The organism is Deltaproteobacteria bacterium RBG_16_64_85 (genome assembly GCA_001798885.1).
Classification (GTDB): Bacteria; Desulfobacterota; Deferrimicrobia; order Deferrimicrobiales; family Deferrimicrobiaceae; genus FEB-35.
This window is the reverse complement of the sequence record MGQW01000065.1, coordinates 104,090-125,016: the sequence shown is the minus strand read 5'-3', so window position 1 is coordinate 125,016 and position 20,927 is coordinate 104,090. Positions and strand designations below refer to the sequence as shown.

At 64.7% G+C, this 20,927-nt stretch carries 19 protein-coding genes; all 19 read right to left on the bottom strand.

Going from position 1 to position 20,927, the window contains the following annotated elements:
• Positions 1-9: 9 nt before the first annotated feature.
• The 19 genes from A2Z13_02080 to A2Z13_01990 all read right to left on the bottom strand — a co-directional run bounded on the left by A2Z13_02080 (position 10) and on the right by A2Z13_01990 (position 20,927).
• Positions 10-336: a transcriptional regulator gene (locus A2Z13_02080; GenBank protein ID OGP77551.1), complete on the bottom strand. Its 327-nt coding sequence runs from the start codon at positions 334-336 to the stop codon at positions 10-12.
• Entirely contained in the window at positions 321-578 is a 258-nt protein-coding gene (locus A2Z13_02075) for a MazE family transcriptional regulator (GenBank protein OGP77550.1), read from the bottom strand. Before A2Z13_02075 ends, A2Z13_02080 begins: the two co-directional genes overlap by 16 nt.
• Before the next feature lie 281 nt (positions 579-859).
• Positions 860-1,861: an integrase gene (locus A2Z13_02070; GenBank protein OGP77549.1), complete on the bottom strand. Its 1,002-nt coding sequence runs from the start codon at positions 1,859-1,861 to the stop codon at positions 860-862.
• 123 nt (positions 1,862-1,984) lie between these two features.
• On the bottom strand, positions 1,985-3,685 hold the full coding sequence (locus A2Z13_02065) for a hypothetical protein (protein ID OGP77548.1): 1,701 nt from the start codon (positions 3,683-3,685) through the stop codon (positions 1,985-1,987).
• 36 nt (positions 3,686-3,721) lie between these two features.
• Positions 3,722-4,882 carry a cell division protein FtsZ gene (locus A2Z13_02060; GenBank protein OGP77547.1) on the bottom strand — a complete coding sequence of 387 codons (1,161 nt, stop codon included), beginning with the start codon at positions 4,880-4,882 and terminating at the stop codon, positions 3,722-3,724.
• Positions 4,883-4,908: 26 nt separating this feature from the next.
• A complete protein-coding gene (locus tag A2Z13_02055; protein ID OGP77546.1) occupies positions 4,909-6,138 on the bottom strand; it encodes a cell division protein FtsA in 1,230 nt (409 codons plus the stop codon).
• Positions 6,139-6,978, bottom strand: coding sequence for a hypothetical protein (locus tag A2Z13_02050; GenBank protein OGP77545.1), 840 nt, complete (start codon positions 6,976-6,978; stop codon positions 6,139-6,141). It abuts the gene before it with no gap.
• Entirely contained in the window at positions 6,979-7,914 is a 936-nt protein-coding gene (locus A2Z13_02045) for a hypothetical protein (GenBank protein OGP77544.1), read from the bottom strand.
• Positions 7,907-8,800, bottom strand: coding sequence for a UDP-N-acetylenolpyruvoylglucosamine reductase (locus A2Z13_02040; protein OGP77572.1), 894 nt, complete (start codon positions 8,798-8,800; stop codon positions 7,907-7,909). The genes A2Z13_02045 and A2Z13_02040 overlap by 8 nt, the downstream gene beginning before the upstream one ends.
• Before the next feature lie 22 nt (positions 8,801-8,822).
• Positions 8,823-10,190, bottom strand: coding sequence for a UDP-N-acetylmuramate--L-alanine ligase (locus tag A2Z13_02035; protein OGP77543.1), 1,368 nt, complete (start codon positions 10,188-10,190; stop codon positions 8,823-8,825).
• The gene (locus A2Z13_02030; protein ID OGP77542.1) at positions 10,183-11,079 is read right to left on the bottom strand and encodes a hypothetical protein; all 897 of its coding nucleotides are present in this window, start codon (positions 11,077-11,079) and stop codon (positions 10,183-10,185) included. Before A2Z13_02030 ends, A2Z13_02035 begins: the two co-directional genes overlap by 8 nt.
• Positions 11,080-11,221: 142 nt before the next feature.
• Positions 11,222-12,403 carry a cell division protein FtsW gene (locus A2Z13_02025; protein OGP77541.1) on the bottom strand — a complete coding sequence of 394 codons (1,182 nt, stop codon included), beginning with the start codon at positions 12,401-12,403 and terminating at the stop codon, positions 11,222-11,224.
• Positions 12,400-13,746 (bottom strand): UDP-N-acetylmuramoylalanine--D-glutamate ligase, encoded by a 1,347-nt coding sequence (locus A2Z13_02020; GenBank protein OGP77540.1) that lies wholly within the window; start codon positions 13,744-13,746, stop codon positions 12,400-12,402. Before A2Z13_02020 ends, A2Z13_02025 begins: the two co-directional genes overlap by 4 nt.
• 1 nt (position 13,747) lies before the next feature.
• Positions 13,748-14,824 (bottom strand): phospho-N-acetylmuramoyl-pentapeptide-transferase, encoded by a 1,077-nt coding sequence (locus tag A2Z13_02015; protein ID OGP77539.1) that lies wholly within the window; start codon positions 14,822-14,824, stop codon positions 13,748-13,750.
• Positions 14,825-14,830: 6 nt separating this feature from the next.
• On the bottom strand, positions 14,831-16,228 hold the full coding sequence (locus A2Z13_02010) for a hypothetical protein (protein OGP77538.1): 1,398 nt from the start codon (positions 16,226-16,228) through the stop codon (positions 14,831-14,833).
• Position 16,229: 1 nt separating this feature from the next.
• Complete coding sequence (locus A2Z13_02005; GenBank protein ID OGP77537.1) at positions 16,230-17,726, bottom strand: UDP-N-acetylmuramoyl-L-alanyl-D-glutamate--2,6-diaminopimelate ligase; 1,497 nt, start codon at positions 17,724-17,726, stop codon at positions 16,230-16,232.
• 14 nt (positions 17,727-17,740) lie between these two features.
• On the bottom strand, positions 17,741-19,717 hold the full coding sequence (locus A2Z13_02000; GenBank protein OGP77536.1) for a hypothetical protein: 1,977 nt from the start codon (positions 19,715-19,717) through the stop codon (positions 17,741-17,743).
• Entirely contained in the window at positions 19,714-20,040 is a 327-nt protein-coding gene (locus A2Z13_01995) for a hypothetical protein (GenBank protein OGP77535.1), read from the bottom strand. Before A2Z13_01995 ends, A2Z13_02000 begins: the two co-directional genes overlap by 4 nt.
• On the bottom strand, positions 20,040-20,927 hold the full coding sequence (locus tag A2Z13_01990; GenBank protein OGP77571.1) for a 16S rRNA (cytosine(1402)-N(4))-methyltransferase: 888 nt from the start codon (positions 20,925-20,927) through the stop codon (positions 20,040-20,042). Before A2Z13_01990 ends, A2Z13_01995 begins: the two co-directional genes overlap by 1 nt.

Genomic DNA, 20,927 nt, shown 5'->3' with positions numbered 1-20,927 from the left:
TAGGCCTTTTCAAGAAAACAGTTCTGCCAAAGCCGATAAAACCTCCGACTGCGTCTGCGGCCCAACTTTCCCCAACCGCTTCACTAATCTCGTTTTGTCGACTGTACGAATCTGGTCTAAAACAACCTGACCTTGCTTACCTTGGAAAACACAAGAAACCCGAGAGGGATAATCTCGCCCCTTCGTGGTCATTGGGGCAACTATGACTGTGGCGATGAATCGGTTTAATTCGTCCGGCGAGATGACAAGACAGGGACGACTCTTCTTGATCTCGCTTCCAACGGTAGGGTCCAAGCTCACCAGGTAGACTTCAAACCGTTTCACTTCCATTCCCATTCTTCCTTATCCCAGGAAGTCTGGCTGACCGCCTCCGCATCCAATAACTTGTCATCACCCCGTTCCGCCATAGCCCGGAACTTTTCCGCCCAGCCCTGGCGCGGCTTTTTCGTTGAGCGGATGATAATTTGGCGGTCCCGAACCTCAAGCTCAACCTCGCCGCTTAGGTGGGTCTGTTCCAACACCACTTTGGGGATTCGAATGCCTTGGGAATTCCCGATACGAACGATGCTTGCCTTCATCGAATACCACCTCCAACCAACATCGATATAATTACAATGTAATCACTTCATACTCCTTCGTCAATAGAGAAATAGGCCTAACTTAAATTAGACGGTTTGGCTGTCAGTCTAATAAAATCACAAATACATCTCGTATCATACGGGATCTTGGAAAGAGTAATTTCTTAAATCGGGGGAAAATACTTTTGATAATAGGAGGTTTGGTTGAGATGGGATCGATTGCCAATAGGTTTAGACTGCGAGAAGTGCAGCCTAAATCGGCTTTTGAAGACCGTGATATTCTACTTGGGAAAATCCATGGGGCTTCGCACACATCTTCCTCCTCGATTGAGGACGTGCGTATAGATCATCGTCGTGTTGACGTCTTTATGCCCCAGTAACTCCTGTATGGTTCGAATGTCGTACCCTTCCTCGAGTAGATGGGTAGCGAATGAATGCCGGAAAGTGTGACAGGTGATCTTCTTGGAGATTCCGGCACGGGAAGCTGCCTCCTTTACTGCCCTCTGGAGGACCGTTTCGTGCAAGTGGTGCCGGTAAGGACATCCGGTCGCGGGGTCGATATATTGCCTCGCAGCAGGGAACACCCATTGCCAACGCCATTGTCGATCCGCACCCGGATATTTCCTGTCGAGCCCATCCGGAAGTTTAACGTAGCCGCCGCCTTCGCTCAAATCCTTTTCGTGCCGTGCCTCGACTTCCTCAAGATGAAATTTCAAACGATCCTCTATGGCAGAGGGCAGGATGGTCACCCGGGCCTTGCCCCCCTTCCCCTCCCTGACGACGATCTGTCGGTATCCGAAATCGATGTCCTTCACGCGAAGCTGCAGGCATTCCAGGAGCCGGAGACCCGCGCCGTACATGAGCATCCCGGCGATCCAGTTTTGTCCATAAAGTTTTGATGAGACTTTCGTCACCTCTGCCCGGGTCATCACGACCGGAAGCCTTACCGGCTTCTTTGCCCTCACAATGTTTTCAAGCCAATCGAGGGTGATGCCTAGAACATCGCGATACAGGAAAAGAAGGGCGGCCAGCGCCTGGTTTTGGGTGGTAGCCGCCACCTCTCGCACCACAGCGAGATGGGACAGGAAATTCTCGATTTCCTCCTTCCCCATCTCCCTTGGGTGCCGGATTCCGTGATACCGGATATATTGCCGTATCCACCCTACGTAGGCTTCCTCTGTGCGGTGGCTGTAGTGTCGTTTCCGAAGCACGACACGAACCTGGTCGAGAAGCTTCGGCTTCCCGTCCGGAGGAATCTTTACGATGGTATATGCCAAGGACATCCCCCTTGGATGCCTTTCGAAAACAACACCGGGAGAATTCTTAGCAATTCGCGTTCCTTTCGCTAAAGAAGGAGTGGGAGGGTTCGGATGAAAACACGGCGGATTTGGATAACGAGAGTGCGGTCAGTCCTTCAGGATCGCTTCGTACCGCTTCCGGAGGACCTTCTTTGGCAGACCGCCTTCGATGATATCCCAGGGGAAATATTCGTCCCCCCTTTTCTCCCGGTAGGCGATCTCGGAGAGGGGAACAGCGAGGTTTTCTGGAGAGAGTTTCAGCCTCCCCTTGCGGGCGTGGTGCAATGCCTGCTCCACGCGCCGATCCGACAGGCCGAGGAAGCCTTGTAAAATGGCCGTCTGCGGAGCTTCGGGGTCGATGCGCAGATTGGGGATTGCCCGCACCCCGACAGCGATTTTCTCTTGGCGCAGCTTGAGTTCCGCCTCGGACGCCATCGGTGCCCATTGCAACGGAGTGAAAGGCTTCGGCACGAAGGGCGACAGGACCACCGTCACGGTGCCCATCCGCCCCACTGTTCTGCACTCCTCGAGCACGGCGTGCCGGTAATTCTGGAGGAAGCCAACGGCGCCCTCGACCTCCTCATCCCGCTCCGCCCCGGGGACTCCCACGAGGAAGTAGAGCTTGAACGATACGATCCCCGCGCGGGCGAGAGTTTTTCCCGCGGAGAAAAAGACCCGGTTGGGTACCCGTTTGCCGACGCGGGCGCGCAGGCGTTCGCTTCCGCACTCGGGAGCCAGCGCCACCGTGCGGTGTCCGCTGCGCTTCAGGATGTCCGCGATCTCCTCGTCCACCAGGTCCGCCCGGACCGAGGCGGGCGACACCGTCCCCCCGCGGGCGAGAACTTCCTTTGAAAATTCCCGGAACGAGCTCCAGTCGAGAACCGCGGCGCCGATCAGCCCGATCCTGCGCCGATGGGGCCAGGCAGCGTCGACGGCCGCGCGCACGAAGGGAAGAGGCATCTCGCGGAATTCCGGGCAGGCGTGCGCGGCGGCGCAGAACCCGCACCTCTGGGGGCAACCCCGGGAGGTCTCCACCAGGGCCATCCTTCCCAGTTCGGCGTCCTCGGCCAGTACGGTGGGAAGCGGGGGGTATTCGGAGAGGGAAACGGTCTCCCGCGCGACGTGCCCGGGAAAACCGGGAAGGTTGTTCAGGGCTCGCAGCCTTCCTTCCTTCCCGGGATCGCCGCCGATGGGCTCGAGGTATTCGGGAACGTAACCGGCCGGGATGTAGACGCCGGAGATGGCGGCAAGACTTTTCAGGTATCCCTTGTCCGCGGGATGAGGATCTCCCAGGTCGAGAACCGCTTCCGACGCCCTTTCGCCGTCGCCGATCACCACGGCGTCGGCGAAAACCCCGGAAGGCTCGGGGTTGAGAGAGGCGGCGAAACCTCCGGCGAGGACCAGCGGCCGACGACCGCCGGCGGCCTCCCGGTCCTTGCGAAACGGCGGGACGTCCCCCGCCGAAAGGATCGACGGGACGTTCAGGAGATCGTTCTCGTACGACAGGGAAAATGCGACGACGTCGAAATCCTTCAGGGTACAGCCGCTTTCCAGGGTCGAGAGGGGAAGCGACCGGCGGGCGAGGATCCGCTCCTCCGCGGCGGACGGTAAAAAGGCCCGCTCGCACAGGGCGTCGGGCCTCTCGTTGATGCGTGCATGGATGGAGAGGAACCCGAGGTTCGACATCCCCGCCGCGTATCGGTTCGGGTAGACCAGTGCGACGCGGAGCCTGCCGCCCCACTCTTTCCTCTTGGCTCCGACCTCGCGGGACAGGACGACGTCGTGGAGTTTTCGGATCTCCCACGCCATGACGAATCCCGGCTGCCCCTTAGGGGGCGGAGCTTCCTACTCTCCGCGGCGGCGCAGGAACGTCGGGATCTCGAACTCCTCGAGGGCCTCCGACTCGCTCTCCTTGTCGATGACGGGGAGGTCCTCGATCCGCTCCGGGGGCTTCTGCGCCGCGGCCCGGAGGAATGTCGGCTTCTCCAGATCCTCCTTGCCCACCAGCTTGATCGTGCGGCGCGGACCCTTCCAGAAGCTCTCCGCCACCCCCGATTCGAACCCGGTCGCGATGACCGTCACCTTGAATTCCTCCCCGAGCCCCTCGTCGATGACGGTGCCGAAGATGATGTTCGCATCATCGTCGGCCTCCTCCCGGACGAGGCTCGCCGCCTCGTTGACCTCGCTTAAGGAGAGCGAGGGTCCCGCGGTGATGTTGATCAGCACCCCGCGCGCCCCCCGGATCGAGACGTCCTCCAGCAGTGGGCTGGAGATCGCCTTCTCCGCCGCGGCGACCGCCCGGTTCTGCCCGGAGGCGCAGCCGGTGCCCATCAGCGCGACGCCCATGCCGGCCATGATCGCCTTGACGTCCGCGAAGTCGAGGTTGATGTATCCCGGCTTGGTCACCAGCTCCGAGATGCTGCGGACCGCCTGGAACAGGACCTCGTCGACCTTCCGGAACGCCTCCACGAAACGCATCTCCTTCCCGGCAATGAGCAGCAGCTTCTCGTTCGGGATGACGATGATCGTATCGACGAGGCTGCGCAGGTCCTTGACCCCGATCTCGGCCTGGCGCCTCCGCGTGGCCCCCTCGAAGGAGAAGGGACGGGTGACCACCGCCACCGAAAGTGCACCCACCTCCCTGGCGACCTCCGCGACGATGGGGCCTGCGCCCGTGCCGGTCCCGCCGCCGAGCCCCGCCGTGAGGAACACCATGTCGGCGCCGGAGAGCGCCTCGCGGAGCAGGTCCCGGTCCTCCAGAGCGGCCTCGCGGCCGATGTCGGGGTTCGCCCCCGCGCCCAATCCCTTGGTCAGTCTCGCCCCCATCTGGATCTTGAGCGGGGCCAGGTTCTTCGAGAGGGCCTGGGCGTCCGTGTTGGCGACGATGAACTCCACGCCCGAGAGCCCCTCCTCGATCATCGTATTGATGGCGTTACCGCCGCCTCCCCCCACGCCGAATACCTTGATGACCGCGTGGCAGCGATTCTCCTCGATCAGTGTGAACATGGCGACCTCCTTCGTATTTAATCGAATCAGAAAATATCCGTAAGGAACTGCTTGACCCGTTCCAGCCAACCCGCGCTGCCCGCCACTTCTTCCCGGGCGACCAGGACCTCGGCCATGCTCGAACCGTAGATTGCAAGCCCTACCGCGGTCGCGTAGCCGGGACTCCCGATGACCTCCACAAGTCCGCCAACGCCGATTGGACCGCCGCGCCGGACGGGGAGCTGGAACACCCTTTCCCCGAGCTCGGGAAGCCCGTCGAGGAGGGAACCCCCGCCGGTCAGCACGACTCCCGCGCCGAGCATCTCCTCGAATCCCGAGCGGAGGATCTCCTTCCGAAGGAGTCCGAAGATCTCCTCGGTGCGCGGCTCGATGATCTCGCTCAGGTATTGACGGCGGATCGGCCGGGGCTGGCGGCCACCCACTCCCGGAAGCTCCACCAGCTCGTCCCGCCGGACCTTCTGGATCATGGCGCACCCGGAGGAGATCTTTAACCCCTCCGCGTCCGCCCAGGGAACCTTAAGCCCGACGGCCACGTCCGACGTGATGTTCGCTCCTCCCAGGGGGAGGACGAAGGTGTGCCGCAGGGCCCCATCGTAGAAAATGGCCATCTCCACGGTGCCCGCCCCGAAATCGAGCAGGACCACTCCGACTTCCTTCTCCTCCGGAGTCAGCACCGCATTCGCAGATGCGAGGGGGCTGAGCGCGATGTCGTCGATGCCCAGTTCCGCCTTCTCGACGCACTTGACGAGGTTGCGCGTGCTGGGGACGTCGTCGGTCACCACGTGGACGCGGGCGTCCAGCCGGATGCCGGTCATGCCGCGCGGGTCCTTGATCCCTCCCATGTCGTCGACGATGAACTCCTGCGTCAGGACGTGGAGGACCTCCCGGTCGTTGGGAAGCTCGACCGCCTTCGCGAGCTCCAGGACGCGCGCGACGTCCACCTCGGTCACCTCCCGCTCGTTGCGGACCGAGATCGCGGCGTGACTGTTGAACGACTTGATCAGCGGGCCGGACACGCCGACGAAGACGGACGGGATCGAGACTCCCGTCATCTTCTCCGCCTCGCCAAGGCTTTGCTGGATCGACTTGACCGTGGCGTCCACGTTCACCACGGCCCCCTTCCGCATCCCGTCCGTTTCGGCCCTCCCCACTCCCAGGATCTCCAGGCCTTCCGGCCCCTTCCTGGCCACGACCGTGGCGACCTTGCTCGACCCGACGTCCAACCCGGCGATCACCGGTCCCGAAACCGTTTCCATTTATTCCCCCGGCCGCACGTAAATGCGGCCCGCAGTTTTCAGATCGACGATGCCCCTCGCCTGCCCAACGCTGGAGAGCTTGGGCAAGGCCTCCTCGATCCGCTTCATCGCCTCCCGGAAATCCATCATGCCGATCTTGAGCTGCAGCCCCGAGTCCCGAGTCACCAGCGTGTACCCTTCCTGGGCGTCGAAGTGGACTTCAGAGATGTTCTGACGGAGCACCCCCGACTCCGTGCTCCGCAACAGCTCCAGCGTCTTTCTCAGGTTCTGCAGGGTGACGGCGTCCCGCGCGGTGAGCTCTCCCCGCGAGAACCCGGTCACGATGGGAAAATTCTTCGGGTCGTAGGCGGTGAGCCGCTTGAAGATCGTCCCTTCTTCGTCGACGTAGTAGAGGGCGTCGAGGTTGACCATTGCCGCTGGTTTCCGCTCCTCGATGCGGACCACGAGCCGGTCGGGGAATACCTTCCTCACCGACACGCTGCGGACCCAGGGGTGGGTGAGCAGCCTGCGACCGATGTCCCGCGACGAGAGCGACCAGATGTTTCCCTGCGCCACGCCGGACAGGATTCCCGACACCTCGTCCCGGGTCACGTAGGCGCAACGGTTCATGTCGATGTCGCGGACCGAAAAGAGCCGGGAGTGCCCCAGCCAGGAGTAGACCGTGGCCCCCGCCGCCGTGACGAGAACGACGACCAGGATCGCCGCCGCGACGGGAAGCACCTGCCGGAGGTTGATCCGTGCGGCCGCACCGTTCTTTTCCTTCCCCTTCTTGCGGGCGGCGTGCACTTTTTTCCTCCGCTTCCCGAGCGACTTTTTGTGGTAGGCCTTGTACTCGATCATCTATTTCCCGAGCCCCGCGTCGTCCAGGATCTCTTCCACCAGCTCATCGAAGGTCATCCCGTCGAACTTCGCGGCCTTCGGCAGCAGGCTGGTCTCCGTCATCCCGGGGATCGTGTTCGCCTCCAGGAAGAACAGGTTTCCCGCGGGATCCACCCGGTAATCGAGGCGGGCCGCCCCCCGGAGCGAGAGCGCCACCGCGGCCTTGCGGGTGTATTCCGCCGCCCGCACGAGGATGTCGCGGTCCATCGGGACCGGGATGACGTACTCGGTCTGGCCTGCGGTGTATTTGGACCGGTAGTCGTAGAACCCCGAGCCGGACTTCGGGACGATCTCGATCGCCGGCAGGACCCTCCCGTTCAGGATGCCTACCGTGATCTCCCGCCCCGGAATGTACGCCTCCACGAGGATCCGGCGGTCGAATTTTCCCGCTTCCGCCATGGCCGGACCCCACTCCTCCGGCCCTCGGACGATGCTGACCCCCACCGTGGACCCCTCGCGATCCGGTTTGACGACGAAGGGAAAGCCGATGTCGGAAGGAGGAGGCGCACCGGGCATCTCCCCATCGTAGAGGGCGTCCTGCGCGACGGGAACCCCGGCGGAGGCCGCTATCCGCTTGGCCAGGACCTTGCTCATCGAGAGAGCGGAGGCGGCCACGCCCGACCCGGTATAGGGGACCCGCGCCAGCTCCAACGCTCCCTGGATGCAGCCGTCCTCGCCGAACCGGCCGTGCAGCGCAAGGAAGGCGACGTCCACGCCAGCGCCCCGGATGCCGGCGAGCCAGTCCCCGCGGATGTCGATCTCACGGACCGGGTACCCCAGCCGGCGGAGGGCCGAGACCGCGGCACCGCCGGTGCGGAGCGACACCTCCCGCTCGGAGGACTCACCGCCGAGGAACACTCCCACCGTCTTTCCCCGGTACCTGCCCTTCTCAGGCATCGAAGTCGCCCCACAGCTTGACTTCGAGTGCGAGGTCGATCCCCGCCATCACCCGCACCTGCTCTCGGCCTCGCACGATGAGCCGGAGCGCTTCGGCGGAGGTTGCCCGCCCCGTGTTGATCAGGAAATTGGCGTGCTTCTCCGAGAAAAGGGCATCGCCCTCCCGCGCGCCCTTCATCCCTGCCTGCTCCAGCAGCCGGCCCGCTTTCTCGTTCGGCGGATTGCGGAAGGTAGAGCCGAAGGTCCGCTCCCCCCAGGGCTGGGTCGCGCGGCGCTTCTCGTTCAGCGTTTTCATCCGGGCGAACACCTCGTCCGGAACGCCGGGGGCCAGTCGGAAGCCCACCCGGGCGATTACCCCCCGCACGGGGAGCGCTGCCTCGCGGTACGCAAACCCGATGTTGTGCGCAACGAGCCGGTGCAGTCTCCCTTCGGCGTCCACGATTTCCACCCACTCGGCGATTTCTCCGATGAACCGGCCGTATGCCCCCGCGTTCATCGACATCGCGCCTCCCACCGTTCCCGGGATCCCGGCCAGCTCCTCGGAGCCGGATAGGCCGGACAGGGCACACAGCACCGCGAAGCGAGGGAGCATCGTCCCGCCTTCCGCGACGACCGAGCCTCCGGCGGAAAAGAGCATCTTCCCCATGTTCTTTTTGAGGCAAAGCACCGTCCCCCGCACCCCGCCGTCGTAGACGAGGAGGTTGCTGCCCGCACCGAGAAAGCGCACCTCGCGCCCTTCCTCCCGCTCCATCTTGAGAATCTCCTGGACCTCCTGGAGGGAGCGGGGGAAGATCATCCGCTCGGCCGCGCCGCCGATTCCGATCGTGGTGAAATCGCGGAGCTTGGCCCCATACACCTCTTCCACCTTCCCCGTCCTTCCAGCCATCCGCTTCCCCTTCACCCGGCCGTCAGCCGGATAAAACGCCTTCTCCCAGTTTCCAGACATCGCCTGCCCCCATCGTTAGGAATATATCGCCCGCGCAAAGCCCCGCTGCGACCGTGGAAAGGGCGTCCCCGGCCTTGCCCGCATAGATCGCCGCCTTGTGCCCGTGCTCGCGGATCGCCTCGCAGAGACGCTCCCCGGAAGCCCCGGGGATCGGCTCTTCCCCGGCGGGATAGACATCGAAAACGAAGAGCAGATCCGCGTCGTTGAACGCGGAGAGAAAATCTCGGAACAGGGATTGCGTGCGCGAGTACCGGTGCGGCTGGAACCCGACGACGATTCTTCTCGACGGCCACACCTCCCGGGCCGCCGCCAGCGTGGCCCGGATCTCGACAGGGTGGTGGCCGTAATCGTCGACGACCGTCACGCCGTTCCGCTCCCCCTTCACCTGGAACCTCCGGGCAACACCGTCGTAATCGGCGAGCCCGGCGCGGATTCGCTCGAAGGAGATCCCGAGCTCCGCCGCCACCGCCGCCGCCGCGAGGGCGTTGCTCACGTTGTGCCGGCCGGGGGCCTTGAGCGTCACCTCCCCGAGCGTCTCCCCGCATCGGATCACGCGGAATCGGTTGCTCATCCCTTCCGATACGACCCCATCGGCGCGATAATCCGCGTGGACCGAGAATCCGTAGGTGACGAATGTCTTCGCCACCGACGGGATCAGCTCCTGCACGTTCGGGTGGTCGAGACACAGCACGGCAAAGCCGTAGAAGGGGACCTTGTTGATGAAGTGGAGGAAGGTCTCCTTGATCTGGCCGATCCCGGAATAGAAATCGAGGTGCTCGGGGTCGATGTTCGTCACGACCGCCACCGTGGGCGACAGCTTGAGAAACGACCCGTCGCTCTCGTCGGCCTCGGCCACCAGGAACTCCCCCTGACCGAGCTTGGCGTTGGATCCAAGACTGTTCAGCCTCCCGCCGACCACGGCGGTCGGGTCCCAGCCGGCCGCTGCCAGGATGGTGGCCACCATCGACGTGGTGGTCGTCTTGCCGTGCGTTCCCGCGATCGCGATCCCGTATTTCATCCTCATCAGCTCGGCCAGCATCTCCGCGCGGGGGATAACGGGGATCTTCCGCCGGTGTGCCTCCACCACTTCCGGATTGTCCACCTTGACGGCCGAGGAGAACACGACGACGTGGCCGTCTTCCGGAACGTTCTTCGCGGCGTGTCCCTCCTGGATCTCCGCGCCCAGCTGCGACAGCCGGTCGGTGATGTCGGACTTGCGCAGGTCCGAGCCGCTCACCCGGTATCCCAGGTTGAGAAGGAGCTCCGCGATGCCGCTCATTCCGATCCCGCCGATGCCGACGAAATGGATGCGGAGGTCCTTCCTATACATGGGGCGCCCCCTGCCCTTTCCCGATCTCGCAAAGCGCCGAGCGGATGATCCGTTCCGCCGCGTCCGGGCGGGAAAATCTCGCTGCCGCTTCCCCGGCGGCGGCCCGGACACCGGTGTCGGACGCCCAGGCGGCAAGCGTCGAGAGGATCCGTTTCCCGGTGGCCTCCTCCTGCCGCATCCACACGCCGGCCCCGCCGGCGCAGAACTCCCGGGCGTTTTTCTCCTGGTGCCGATCGGCGGCATACGGGTACGGGATGAGAATACAGGGCTTCCCGAAAAGTGAGGCCTCTGCGATCGAGAGCGCGCCCGCCCGCATGAGGACGGCGTCGCTCCGGGCGAAGATTTCCCCGATCCGGTCGGTGAACGGGAACGGCTCGATCGGCAATCCCTCCTCCCGGATGATCGTTTCCGCCGACTCGAACTCGCCGGCGCCGGTCTGCAGAACGAACGCGATCGAGCGCCGTTCCTCTTTCACTCGCCTGCCCATCTCGAGGACCAGGGCGTTGATCGCCTGCGCTCCTTGCGATCCGCCCAGCGCGAAAACGGTGAAGCGGGAATCCGATCGGACAACCGTCCCGGATTTCCGCGCGCCAACGACCTCCCGCCGGACAGGGTTCCCCACGACTTCCGTGCGGCCGGCCGGGAAATAGGCGGCAGTCCCCCCGAACCCCGCGTATACTTTCCTCGCCATCCTCCCCAGCATCCGGTTTGCCCGGCCCGGCACGGCATTCTGCTCCTGCAGGAAGAGGGGGATTCCGCTCATCCATGCCGCGACGGAAACCGGAACGGAGGCGTACCCGCCGACGCCGAAAACCAGATCCGGCCGCCGACGCCCCAGAACCGAGAACGCTACCGCGATCCCCTTCACCATCCGCGCCATCCCCAGCAATCCACCGGCCCCCTTGCCTCTGACCTGGCCCGAAGGGACGAAATCGATCTCGTACCCCCGCGCCGGGACGGCTCTCGACTCGAGGCCGCTCTCCGTCCCGACGAAGGAAACGGAGCCGCCGGGGACCGCCTCCTGGAACGCCTCAGCAAGCGCGATCCCCGGAAAAACGTGCCCGCCGGTTCCCCCGCCCGCGATGATCAGAGTTATCGACAAAGGCTTCCGCCCCTTTCATCGAGATGTTGATCAGCACCCCCATCGCCGCCAGGTGGAGAATCAGGGAGCTTCCACCGTAGCTTAAGAACGGAAGCACCATCCCCTTGGGGGGGAGCATCTTCAACCCCACCATCATGTTCATCAGCGCCTGGATGCCGATCACCGACGACAGGCCGATCGCCAGGTATCTCCCGAACAGGTCGCGGGCGCGGCGCGCGATCCGGAACCCCACCCACACCATCGTCAGGAAACAGGCCCCCACGGCCACGACTCCGGCGAACCCCAGTTCCTCCCCGATGACGGAGAAGATGTAATCCGTGTGCATCTCCGGAAGGTAAAACAGCTTCTGCCTCCCCGAACCGATTCCCGTCCCCAGGAGCCCTCCGTTGGAAAAGGCGATCAGCGACTGCACCACCTGGTAGCCGGCCGTCTGGGCCTGGGAGAAGGGATCGATGAACGCCTGCAGCCGCGCCATGCGGTACGGCTTCGTCGCGATCAGGAAAGCGACCCCCGCCGCTCCCGCGCCAAGGAGCCCCGCCAGCAGTTTCCAGGGGAATCCGGCGATGAACAGGAGCGCCATGAAGGAGACCACGATGACCACCGCCATCCCGAAATCGGGCTCCTTGAGGATCAAGGCGACGAAAACTCCCATCACCGAAAGCACCGGCAGGAAGACCTTGAGGCCCTCTTTGGGGTTTTCCCCCTTCCGGTCGATGGCGTAAGCCGCGAAAGCGATGAGCACGAATTTGGCGAGTTCCGACGGCTGGAACGTGAATGCGCGGAGGTTGATCCAGCGGGATGCGCCGTTCGCCGTGTGCCGGACGCCGGGGACGAAGACCAGGAGAAGGAGCACGAAGGTTGCGGCGAGGATGAGCCAGAGGCGCCGGCGGTAGAAGTCGTAGTCGATCCTCGTCAGCAAGACCGCCAGGGATGCGCCCAAAACGAGGAAAAGGACCTGCCGCTTGAAGAAGTACGCCGTGTCGTTCCCGAAGCGCGCGGAGGCGACGGCGGTCACGGAGGTCGCGCTGAACACCATCACGGCCCCGAGGACCGCCAGGATCAGGGTGCAGAAGAACAGGATCAGGTTCTCGTGCCGCTTGCCGATATTCATCCCGGAAGCTCCTTCACGGCCCTGCGGAACGTCTCGCCCCGATCCTCGAAATTCCGGAACTGGTCGAAGCTGGAACAGGCCGGCGAAAGGATCACGACATCCCCTTGCCGCGCGAGCCCGGCCGCCTTCCGGACGGCCTCGTCAAGGGTCCCGACCATCGTGAGCGGCACCGTGCCGGAAAGCACACGCTCCATCCTCCCGCGGGCCTCGCCGAAGAGAACCGCCGCCCGGGCCTTGCGGCGCAGAGGTTCGCGCAGCGGGTGGAAATCGACCCCCTTGTCCTTCCCCCCCGCGATCAGCACGATCGGCTCCGGGAATCCCTCCAGGCACTTGAGCACCGCACCGACGTTGGTCCCCTTGGAGTCGTTGAACCAGGAGACGCCCCGGAACTGCCGGACGAACTCCACCCGGTGCGGCAGCCCGGGGAAGGCCGCGAGGGCCTCGCGCACTGCCTCCGGCGGGACCCCGATCCGTCGCGCGGCCGCGATCGCCGCCATGGCGTTTTCCACGTTCTGCAATCCCCGGATCCGCAGCAGCGCCCTGGGGTAACGCTCTTCCTGCACGCCGTTGCGATAGACCATTTCCCCGCCGTCCAGGCACACCCCTTCGGAAAGGGGCCGGGTCAGGGAAAACGGGATCTTCTCCGCCCGTATCCGGTCGGCCCGGGAGATGATTTCCGGGTCGTCGCCGTTGATGACGGCCGTGTCGGTCGCGCCCTGGTTCCGGAGGATCGCCGTCTTCGTCTCCGCGTATGCGGAGAAATTTTCGTACCGGTCGCTGTGGTCCTCCGTGAGGTTCAGGAGAACCGCAACTTTCGGCCGGAACGCGTCGATCGACTCCAGCTGGAAGCTCGACACCTCGACCACGCCCCAATCGAACGGCTCTCCGGCCGCTGCGACAAGCGGTGTCCCCAGGTTCCCTCCGACGAATACGCGGGAAAATGCACGCGCCACCATGTCCCCGAGGAGCGTCGTCACGGTCGACTTGCCGTTGGTCCCCGTGACGGCCGCCACGTTTCCCCGGAACCGCCGGAAACCGAGCTCCAGCTCCCCCCACACCGGAACGTTCGCACGGCGCAGCGCCTCCCGGGGAAGCCTCGAAGCCGGCACCCCCGGGGACAGGATGACGAGGTCCACTCCCCGTGCCGCCTTCTCGGGCATCCGGCCGTGGACAAACGTCACCTGCGGCGGGATCTCGACCCCGAGGGACTGTTCCACGGCCGCCTTCGGACGCTCGTCGAGGAGCGTCACGCGCGCTCTCTCCCGCAGCAGGAGCAGGGCAGCGGCGACTCCCGACCTCCCGGCGCCGACCACGAAGACGTTTTTCCTCTCGAACGCGTCCATCTCACCGGATCTTGAGCGTGCTGATCGCCAGCAGCGCCAGGATGATCGAGATGATCCAGAACCGCACGATGATCTTCGGCTCCGCCCACCCCTTCAGCTCGAAATGATGGTGGACGGGGGCCATGCGGAAGATCCGTTTCCGCGTCGTCTTGTAGGAGTACACCTGCAGGATCACCGAGAGCGCCTCCATGACGAACACCCCGCCGACCAGCGCCAGGACGATCTCCTGCTTCACCATGACGGCCACCACCCCCAGTGCCGCCCCGATGGAGAGGGAGCCCGTGTCCCCCATGAACACCGAGGCCGGGTAGGTGTTGTACCAGAGGAACCCGATCCCGGCGCCCGCCATCGCCCCACAGAAGATGGTCAGCTCCCCCGCCCCCGGCACGTACGGGATCTGCAGGTAGTTGGCGATCTTGATGTGCCCCGCCAGGTACGCGAACAGCATGTAGGTGCCGGCCGCGATGATCGACGGCCCGATGGCGAGCCCGTCGAGGCCGTCCGTCAGGTTGACGGCGTTGGACGCCCCCACGATCACCAGGATGATGAACGGGATGTAGAACGCACCCAGGCTGGGATTGAGCTTCTTGAAGAACGGGATGCTCACCTTGGGCTGGATCCCGATGTCCAGGTAGATGAGCGTCGCCGCCACTCCCGCGAGGGCCAACTGGCAGAGGAACTTCTTCCGTGGAGAGAGCCCCTTGGAGTCCTTCCGGATGACCTTCTTGTAGTCGTCGGCGAATCCGATCGCCCCGAATCCCACCGTCACGAACACCGCGATCCAGATGTAGGGATTCCCCAGGTTGGCCCAAAGAAGAGTCGGGATCACGGTGGCGAGGACGATGAGCAGCCCTCCCATCGTGGGCGTTCCCTCCTTCGCCAGATGCCGCTCCGGGCCGTCGCGCCGGATGGTCTGCCCGATCTGATGCGAGCCCAGTTCCCGGATGAGCCAGGGGCCGATGACGAAACACAGCAGGAGCGCGGTGATCGCAGCGTAGATGGTGCGGAAGGTGATGTAGCGGAATACGTTGAAGAAGGAGTAGTCCGCGTGCAGTGGGTAGAGAAGGTGATACAGCATGGTCGGTCAGGCCCATTTCCTTTCGATCTCGATTGCCATTTCCTCGAGGCGCATCCCCCGGGACCCCTTGACAAGGACGACGTCCCCCTCCCGCAGAGCGCCCAGGACCATCGCCTTCAGGCGTTCCCGATCGCCGGTGTGGGCCACCTTTTCGTGATCCATCCCCCCCTCGAGAGCGCCCCGGGCGACTTGCGCCGCCTCCTCCCCGTAGGTGAACAGGAGGTCCAGGCCGGACCCCGCGATCAGATGGCCGATCCGGAAATGGGACGCCGCCGAGGCTTCGCCGAGCTCCAGCATGTCCCCCAGAACGGCCACGCTGCGCCGGGCTCCGCGAAGAACCCGGAGGGCCCGGATGGCGGCCTCCATCGAGGCCGGGTTCGCGTTGTAGCTATCGTCCAGGAGCAGCCCGCCGCTCCGCAGCGGGATGGGATGAAACCTCCCCCGCACGGAGGCGAAGGAGGAGAAGCCTTCGGCAAGGTCCTCCGGGCGGAACCCGAGGACGTAGGCGGCGGCCGTGGCCGCCAGCGCGTTCATGAGATGGTGCTCGCCCGTCACCGGCAGGGCGGAGGTGAATCCGCCGGAAGGGGTCCGCACGGCGATCCTCATCCCGCGGTCGTCCATGGAAAGGACACGGCCCGAAAACTCGTTGAGCGCAACGCCGTAATAGATTTTCTTCGCCCGGCAGCGCCCCGCTTCCCGTACGACCCGCAGGTCGGTCGCGTTCACCACCGCGGTTCCGGATTCAGGAAGCGCCCGGAAGAGATCCCCCTTCTCGCGCGCAACCCCCTCGAGGCTCCCAAGCCCTTGCAGGTGCGCGGGGGCAATGTTGGTGAGGATCCCGATATCGGGGGCGGCGATCTGGGCCAGCCGCGCGATCTCCCCCGGCTGGTTCGTTCCCATCTCCATCACTGCGACGTCGTGTCGGTCGGAAAGCCCGAGCAGCGCCAGCGGCATACCGATGAGGTTGTTCCGGTTCCCGGGGTTTTTCAGAACGTTTCTTCCGGCCGAGAGGAGGCCGGCAAGCATCTCCTTGGTGGAGGTCTTGCCCGAGCTCCCCGTGATCCCCACGAGGGGAATCTTCCGCATCCTTTCCCGATGGGCGTGTGCGAGGTCGCCCAGCGCCTCCACGGCGTTCCGGACGACGAACACGGGCTTTTCGGACAGGATCGCGGAGGGGATCTTGCCCGCGCTTTCCTCGGACACGATGGCTGCCATCGTTCCCTTCCGGAACGCCTCCTCCACGAAACCGGCGCCGTCGACCTTTTCTCCCGGCAGTGCGAAGAAGAGTCCGCCCGGCGTCGCCTCGCGGCTGTCTGTCGTGACCTGCCCGATTGGCGTGCGGGCGGGAATCGGTCCACACGCACGAAGAGGCTGGATCGCCCCGACGACCTCCTCCAGGGTCATCCTACTCGTCGGCGGCAAGCAATCCCCGGACGATTTCCCGGTCGTCGAACGGCAGACTCCGGTCTCCGATGATCTGTACATTCTCGTGTCCTTTCCCGGCGATCGCCACCGTGTCTCCCGGCCGCGCAAGGGACAGCGCCCGATCGATCGCCGCTTTCCTGTCGGGAATCACCAGGAAATACCCATCGTCCCACGCCACTTCCCCCCGCCCATCGAGAAACCCCTCCGTCCGCAGGCCGAGCAGGATGTCCGAGAGGATGGCACCGGGGTCCTCGTTCCGGGGGTTGTCGGAGGTGACGACGACGACGTCCGAGCGGAGCGCCGCGATCCGGCCCATTTCTGGCCGCTTTCCACGGTCCCGGTTCCCTCCGCATCCGAATACCGTGATCAGGCGCCCGCCTCCCAGCCCCATGAGCGTGGAAAGGACCACGTCCAACCCCCCTGGAGTGTGGGCGTAGTCGACGTAGATGTGCAGCCCCCGCCGGTTGGGGATTTCCTCCATCCTCCCGGAGATTGCAGGAAGACGCTCGATCCCCGCTCGAATCGCCTCGCTGGAAATCCCCAGGAGGCCGGAGACGCAGACGGCCGCCATAACGTTAGATGCGTTATGGGACCCGATGAGCCGGGTGCGGAGATCGAGCTCTCCCCAAGGCGTCCGAAGCGACATCCGCGTCCCTTCCCACGACATCTGTACGCGCACGGGAGCCACGGCACGATCCTGCAGGAATCCGTACGTCAGCGCCCCCGGAAACTCACGGCAAAGCCTTGTGCCGTACGGATCATCCGCGCTGATCACCATTCCCGTCCGCTTTCCCCCGGCGGGGAGGTACTCCCGGAAGAACCTGGCCTTGGCGGCGAAATAGGACTCCATGTCGCCGTGGAAATCCAGGTGGTCGCGGGACAGGTTGGTGAACACGCCGACGTCGAACCGCACCCCCGCGATTCTTCCCTGGATCGCGCTGTGCGAGGACACCTCCATCAGCACATGAGTGACGCCGCGGAACGCCGCCTCCGCCAGCACCTCCTGCAGCTCGTGGGGAAAGGGGGTCGTGAGGCCCGTGCGGAGAACCTCTTCCCCCACCCGGTAATTGATGGTGCCGATCACCGCCGTTTTACGCCCCGCAGCGGAGAGGATCGACTCCAGCAGGTACGTTACCGTCGTTTTTCCGTTGGTCCCCGTCACCCCCACCACCGCGAGACGCGCGGACGGGTCCCCGTGAAAATTCGCCGCAACCTTCGGAAGGGCGGCGTCGGTGGAGGCAACCCGGACGGTCGGAAGCGGCGGGGAGGAGATCTCCCGTTCGACCAGCGCCGCAGCGGCGCCCGCCCGCTCAGCCTGCGCAAGGAATGCGTGGCCGTCCGCTCGCTCCCCGCGGAGGGCGACGAACAGATCGGCTTTCCGGGCCTTGCGGGAATCGATCGAAATGCCGCCGATGTCGATCGCATCGTGCGGCGGCTCCGCCGTGGTTACGTTTGCCAGGGCCTCCGATAGTCGCATCCCTTCTCTCTCTCTCAATGCCCTCCAAAGGTCACTGTGCACTCCGTGCCGGGAACCAGCAACTGGCCGGGGGCGGGGGTCTGTTGCCGCGCCACTCCGCTGCCGACCAGGTTGAGCTTCACCGAGTGCCGCCCCATCACGTCGACCGCTCTGCCCATGCTCAGCCCCCGCAGGTCCGGCATGACCATGGCGCTCTCCGCGGGCGATGTGGATACCCGGGTCAGCGGCACTCCCCCCGGCCTCTGGGCTTCCTTCCCGTTGCGCGCCACGGCCCGGGCGACCGGCTCTGTGGGCGGGATCCCCAGGTAGTAGGCGGTTTTCACCGCGATCTGGTTGAACGCCGGGGCCGCGACTACCCCTCCGTACACCTGGCCCTTCGGCTCATCGATGACCACGAGGATCATGAGCTCGGGATCCTGAAGCGGCAGAAATCCGATGAAGGAGGAGACCCGCTTGTTCGGGGAGTATTTTCCCGTCCCCACCTCGACCTTCTGCGCGGTGCCGGTCTTGCCGCCGACGAGAAACCCCTTGATACGCGCCTGGGTCCCCGTGCCGTCCTCCTGCACGACCAGTCCCATCATCTCGCGCATCTGCTCCGAGGTCTTCGGAGAAAGGACCCTTCGGAGCTCCGTCGGCTCCCCGCGGTACACGACCTTCCCCTCGGGGTCCCGGATCTCCCGCACGATATACGGCTTCATCATCTTTCCGCCGTTCACCGCTGCCGACATCGCCGCGGCCATCTGGATCGGCGTCACGGAGATCCCCTGGCCGAAGGAAACCGTGGCGCGCCGGATCCCCTTGAACCCGCTTCGCGTCGGGAGAATCCCACCGACCTCCCCGGTCAGCTCGATACCGGTCTTCGTCCCGAACCCGAAGGCCCGGATCGTGTCGTAGAAGCGTTCGGGATCCATCCGCTCGCCGATCTTGGAGGCCCCGATGTTGCTCGAGTACTTGAGCACCTCCGGCACGGTCAGCCATCCGTGCGGGTGCGCGTCGTGGAGAACCCGATCCCCGAACCGGTAGGAGCCGTTCTCGCAGTAAACCTTCTCCGAGGTCTTCACGCTCCCCGTCTCCAAGGCAGCGGCCATCGTGAACACCTTGAACGTGGAGCCCGGCTCGAAGGTGTCGGTCAAGGCGCGGTTCTTCCGCGCTTCGGGAACGGCGGTGGCCGGGGTATTGGGATTGTACGTGGGCAGCGACGCCATCGCGAGGATCTCGCCGGTCTTCGGCTGCATCACCAGCGCGATCCCCCCCCGGGCTTTGTACTTGGCGACGGCCTCCTTGAGCTCGCTCTCGGCCACGTGCTGGACGTTCCGGTCGACGGTCAGCGACACCGAGCTCCCGTTGGAGTTCACCTCCACCATGGTCGTCGAAGGGACGATGACGCGCCCGCGCGCGTCCCGCTCGCACATGAGGAACGCCCGCTCGCCGCGCAGGTACTTGTCCAGGGAGAGCTCCACTCCCTCGATCCCCGCGCTGTCGAGGTCGGTGAAACCGAGGAGCGAGGAGGCCAGTTCCCGGTTGGGGTAGAACCGCTTCGGCTCCTCCACGATCCCGATGCCGTCCGCATCGAAGCGCCCCTTCCCTCCTCCCTGCACCTCATGGATCTCCTTCACGATTTCATCGGCCGCCGATGAGGGGATCTGGCGCTTCACCCAGAGGAAGCTTTTTTCCGAGGAGAACATCTTTCGCAGATCCGAGACGGGTCGGGAGATTCGCCGGGACAGGAGGTTCGCTGCCTCCTTGGCCGACTTCAGCTTCGCCGGCTGCACGAAAATGGATTTCGTGGCGACGCTGACCGCCAGCTCGTTTCCGGTCCGGTCCAGGATTGCCCCCCGCTTGGGAACGAGGGGGATTTTCACGCCGTACTGCTTGGCGCCCCGCTCGCGAATCCCCTGGACCCCTAGGATCTGGATGTGGAACGCCCGGAGCACGACGAGCACATAGACAGCCGCCAGCCCGCCGAGGATGATCCGGGCGCGGGGGCTCATCTCACCCGGATCATCCTCTCCGTCTTCGGGTTCACCATCCGGAGCTCGTTTTTGGCGATGGCCTCGATCCGGACCGGGCTGCGGAGCGTCAGGATCTCGGTCCTCAGCAGGTCCTGCCCTTTTTTCAGGTTCCGCTGCTCCTCCAGCGAGATGGACACCGCGTACCCCATCCGGTAGTACTGCCCGGAGAGCCACACGTTGAAAAGCGCCAAGGCGAGAAGAAGGACGAACAACACCATGAGCCGGCGTCGCCGCGGCACCGCCGGGAACACGGGCGTCTCCTTCCGGATCTCCGTGATCATGCACACGCCGTTTCCGACCACTATTCTCTGCATTCCCTTTCCTCCTTTTCGCTGCGGCGGGCCGCGCGCAGCCTCGCGCTCCTGGCCCGCGGATTGATCCGAGTTTCTTCCGCTCCCGGAATAACCGGTTTGCGGGTCATCACCGTGAGCACCGCCTTTTCCCCCGCCGACTGGGCCCGAAAGGCCGTCTTCACCAGCCGGTCTTCGAGCGAGTGGAAGCTGATCACCGCCACCCTCCCCTCCTTCGCCAGGTGCTGCGCGAACGCGGCGAGGAAGGCCGAGAGAGATTCCAGCTCCCGGTTGACCGCGATCCGGAGCGCCTGGAACACCCGCGTGGCGGGATGGATGTCCCTCGGCCACGCCTTCCTGGGGATCGCCCGTTTCACCAGCTCGGCCAGCTGCAAGGTCCGCTCGATCGGGTCCCTCCTCCGCAGCGAAACGATCGCTCTCGCGATGCGGCGGGAAAATCGCTCCTCGCCGAACCGGTAGAAGATGTCGGCCAGCTCCCTTTCGGTCGTCCTTCGAAGGAGATCCCGCGCGGACGGGACGGCGTCATCGGGGTTCCGCCGCATGTCCAGCGGTCCGTCCTCCCGGAACGAGAACCCCCTGGAGGGATCGTCCAGCTGGAGAGAGGAGATCCCGAGATCGAGGAACATCCCGTCGAACGGCCTCCCGTCGGTCGCGTCCCGGAGCTTCGGGAAATCGGCGTAATCCGCGTGGACCAGTCGGACGCAAGGAAACGCGCCGAGGCGCTCGGAGGCGACGACCAGCATGCCGGGGTCCGCGTCGGCGCAGACCAGGATTCCGCCAGGCCCGATCCTCCGCGCAATTTCCTCCGCGTGTCCGCCCGCGCCTGCCGTGCCGTCCAAAAAAACCTCTCCCGGGGCGGGGGAAAGCAGTCTCAACAT

Excerpts from the sequence above, each read along its gene's own strand:
- A2Z13_02010 (OGP77538.1), bottom strand. The coding sequence starts at position 16,228 with ATGACCCTGGAGGAGGTCGTCGGGGCGATCCAGCCTCTTCGTGCGTGT.
- A2Z13_02045 (OGP77544.1), bottom strand. The coding sequence starts at position 7,914 with ATGCCTGAGAAGGGCAGGTACCGGGGAAAGACGGTGGGAGTGTTCCTC.
- A2Z13_02065 (OGP77548.1), bottom strand. The coding sequence starts at position 3,685 with ATGGCGTGGGAGATCCGAAAACTCCACGACGTCGTCCTGTCCCGCGAG.
- A2Z13_02050 (OGP77545.1), bottom strand. The coding sequence starts at position 6,978 with ATGATCGAGTACAAGGCCTACCACAAAAAGTCGCTCGGGAAGCGGAGG.
- A2Z13_02055 (OGP77546.1), bottom strand. The coding sequence starts at position 6,138 with ATGGAAACGGTTTCGGGACCGGTGATCGCCGGGTTGGACGTCGGGTCG.
- A2Z13_02060 (OGP77547.1), bottom strand. The coding sequence starts at position 4,882 with ATGTTCACACTGATCGAGGAGAATCGCTGCCACGCGGTCATCAAGGTA.
- A2Z13_02000 (OGP77536.1), bottom strand. The coding sequence starts at position 19,717 with ATGAGCCCCCGCGCCCGGATCATCCTCGGCGGGCTGGCGGCTGTCTAT.
- A2Z13_02015 (OGP77539.1), bottom strand. The coding sequence starts at position 14,824 with ATGCTGTATCACCTTCTCTACCCACTGCACGCGGACTACTCCTTCTTC.
- A2Z13_01990 (OGP77571.1), bottom strand. The coding sequence starts at position 20,927 with ATGTTGAGACTGCTTTCCCCCGCCCCGGGAGAGGTTTTTTTGGACGGC.
- A2Z13_02035 (OGP77543.1), bottom strand. The coding sequence starts at position 10,190 with ATGTATAGGAAGGACCTCCGCATCCATTTCGTCGGCATCGGCGGGATC.
- A2Z13_02040 (OGP77572.1), bottom strand. The coding sequence starts at position 8,800 with ATGGCTGGAAGGACGGGGAAGGTGGAAGAGGTGTATGGGGCCAAGCTC.
- A2Z13_02005 (OGP77537.1), bottom strand. The coding sequence starts at position 17,726 with ATGCGACTATCGGAGGCCCTGGCAAACGTAACCACGGCGGAGCCGCCG.
- A2Z13_02075 (OGP77550.1), bottom strand. The coding sequence starts at position 578 with ATGAAGGCAAGCATCGTTCGTATCGGGAATTCCCAAGGCATTCGAATC.
- A2Z13_02020 (OGP77540.1), bottom strand. The coding sequence starts at position 13,746 with ATGGACGCGTTCGAGAGGAAAAACGTCTTCGTGGTCGGCGCCGGGAGG.
- A2Z13_02025 (OGP77541.1), bottom strand. The coding sequence starts at position 12,403 with ATGAATATCGGCAAGCGGCACGAGAACCTGATCCTGTTCTTCTGCACC.
- A2Z13_02080 (OGP77551.1), bottom strand. The coding sequence starts at position 336 with ATGGGAATGGAAGTGAAACGGTTTGAAGTCTACCTGGTGAGCTTGGAC.
- A2Z13_02070 (OGP77549.1), bottom strand. The coding sequence starts at position 1,861 with ATGTCCTTGGCATATACCATCGTAAAGATTCCTCCGGACGGGAAGCCG.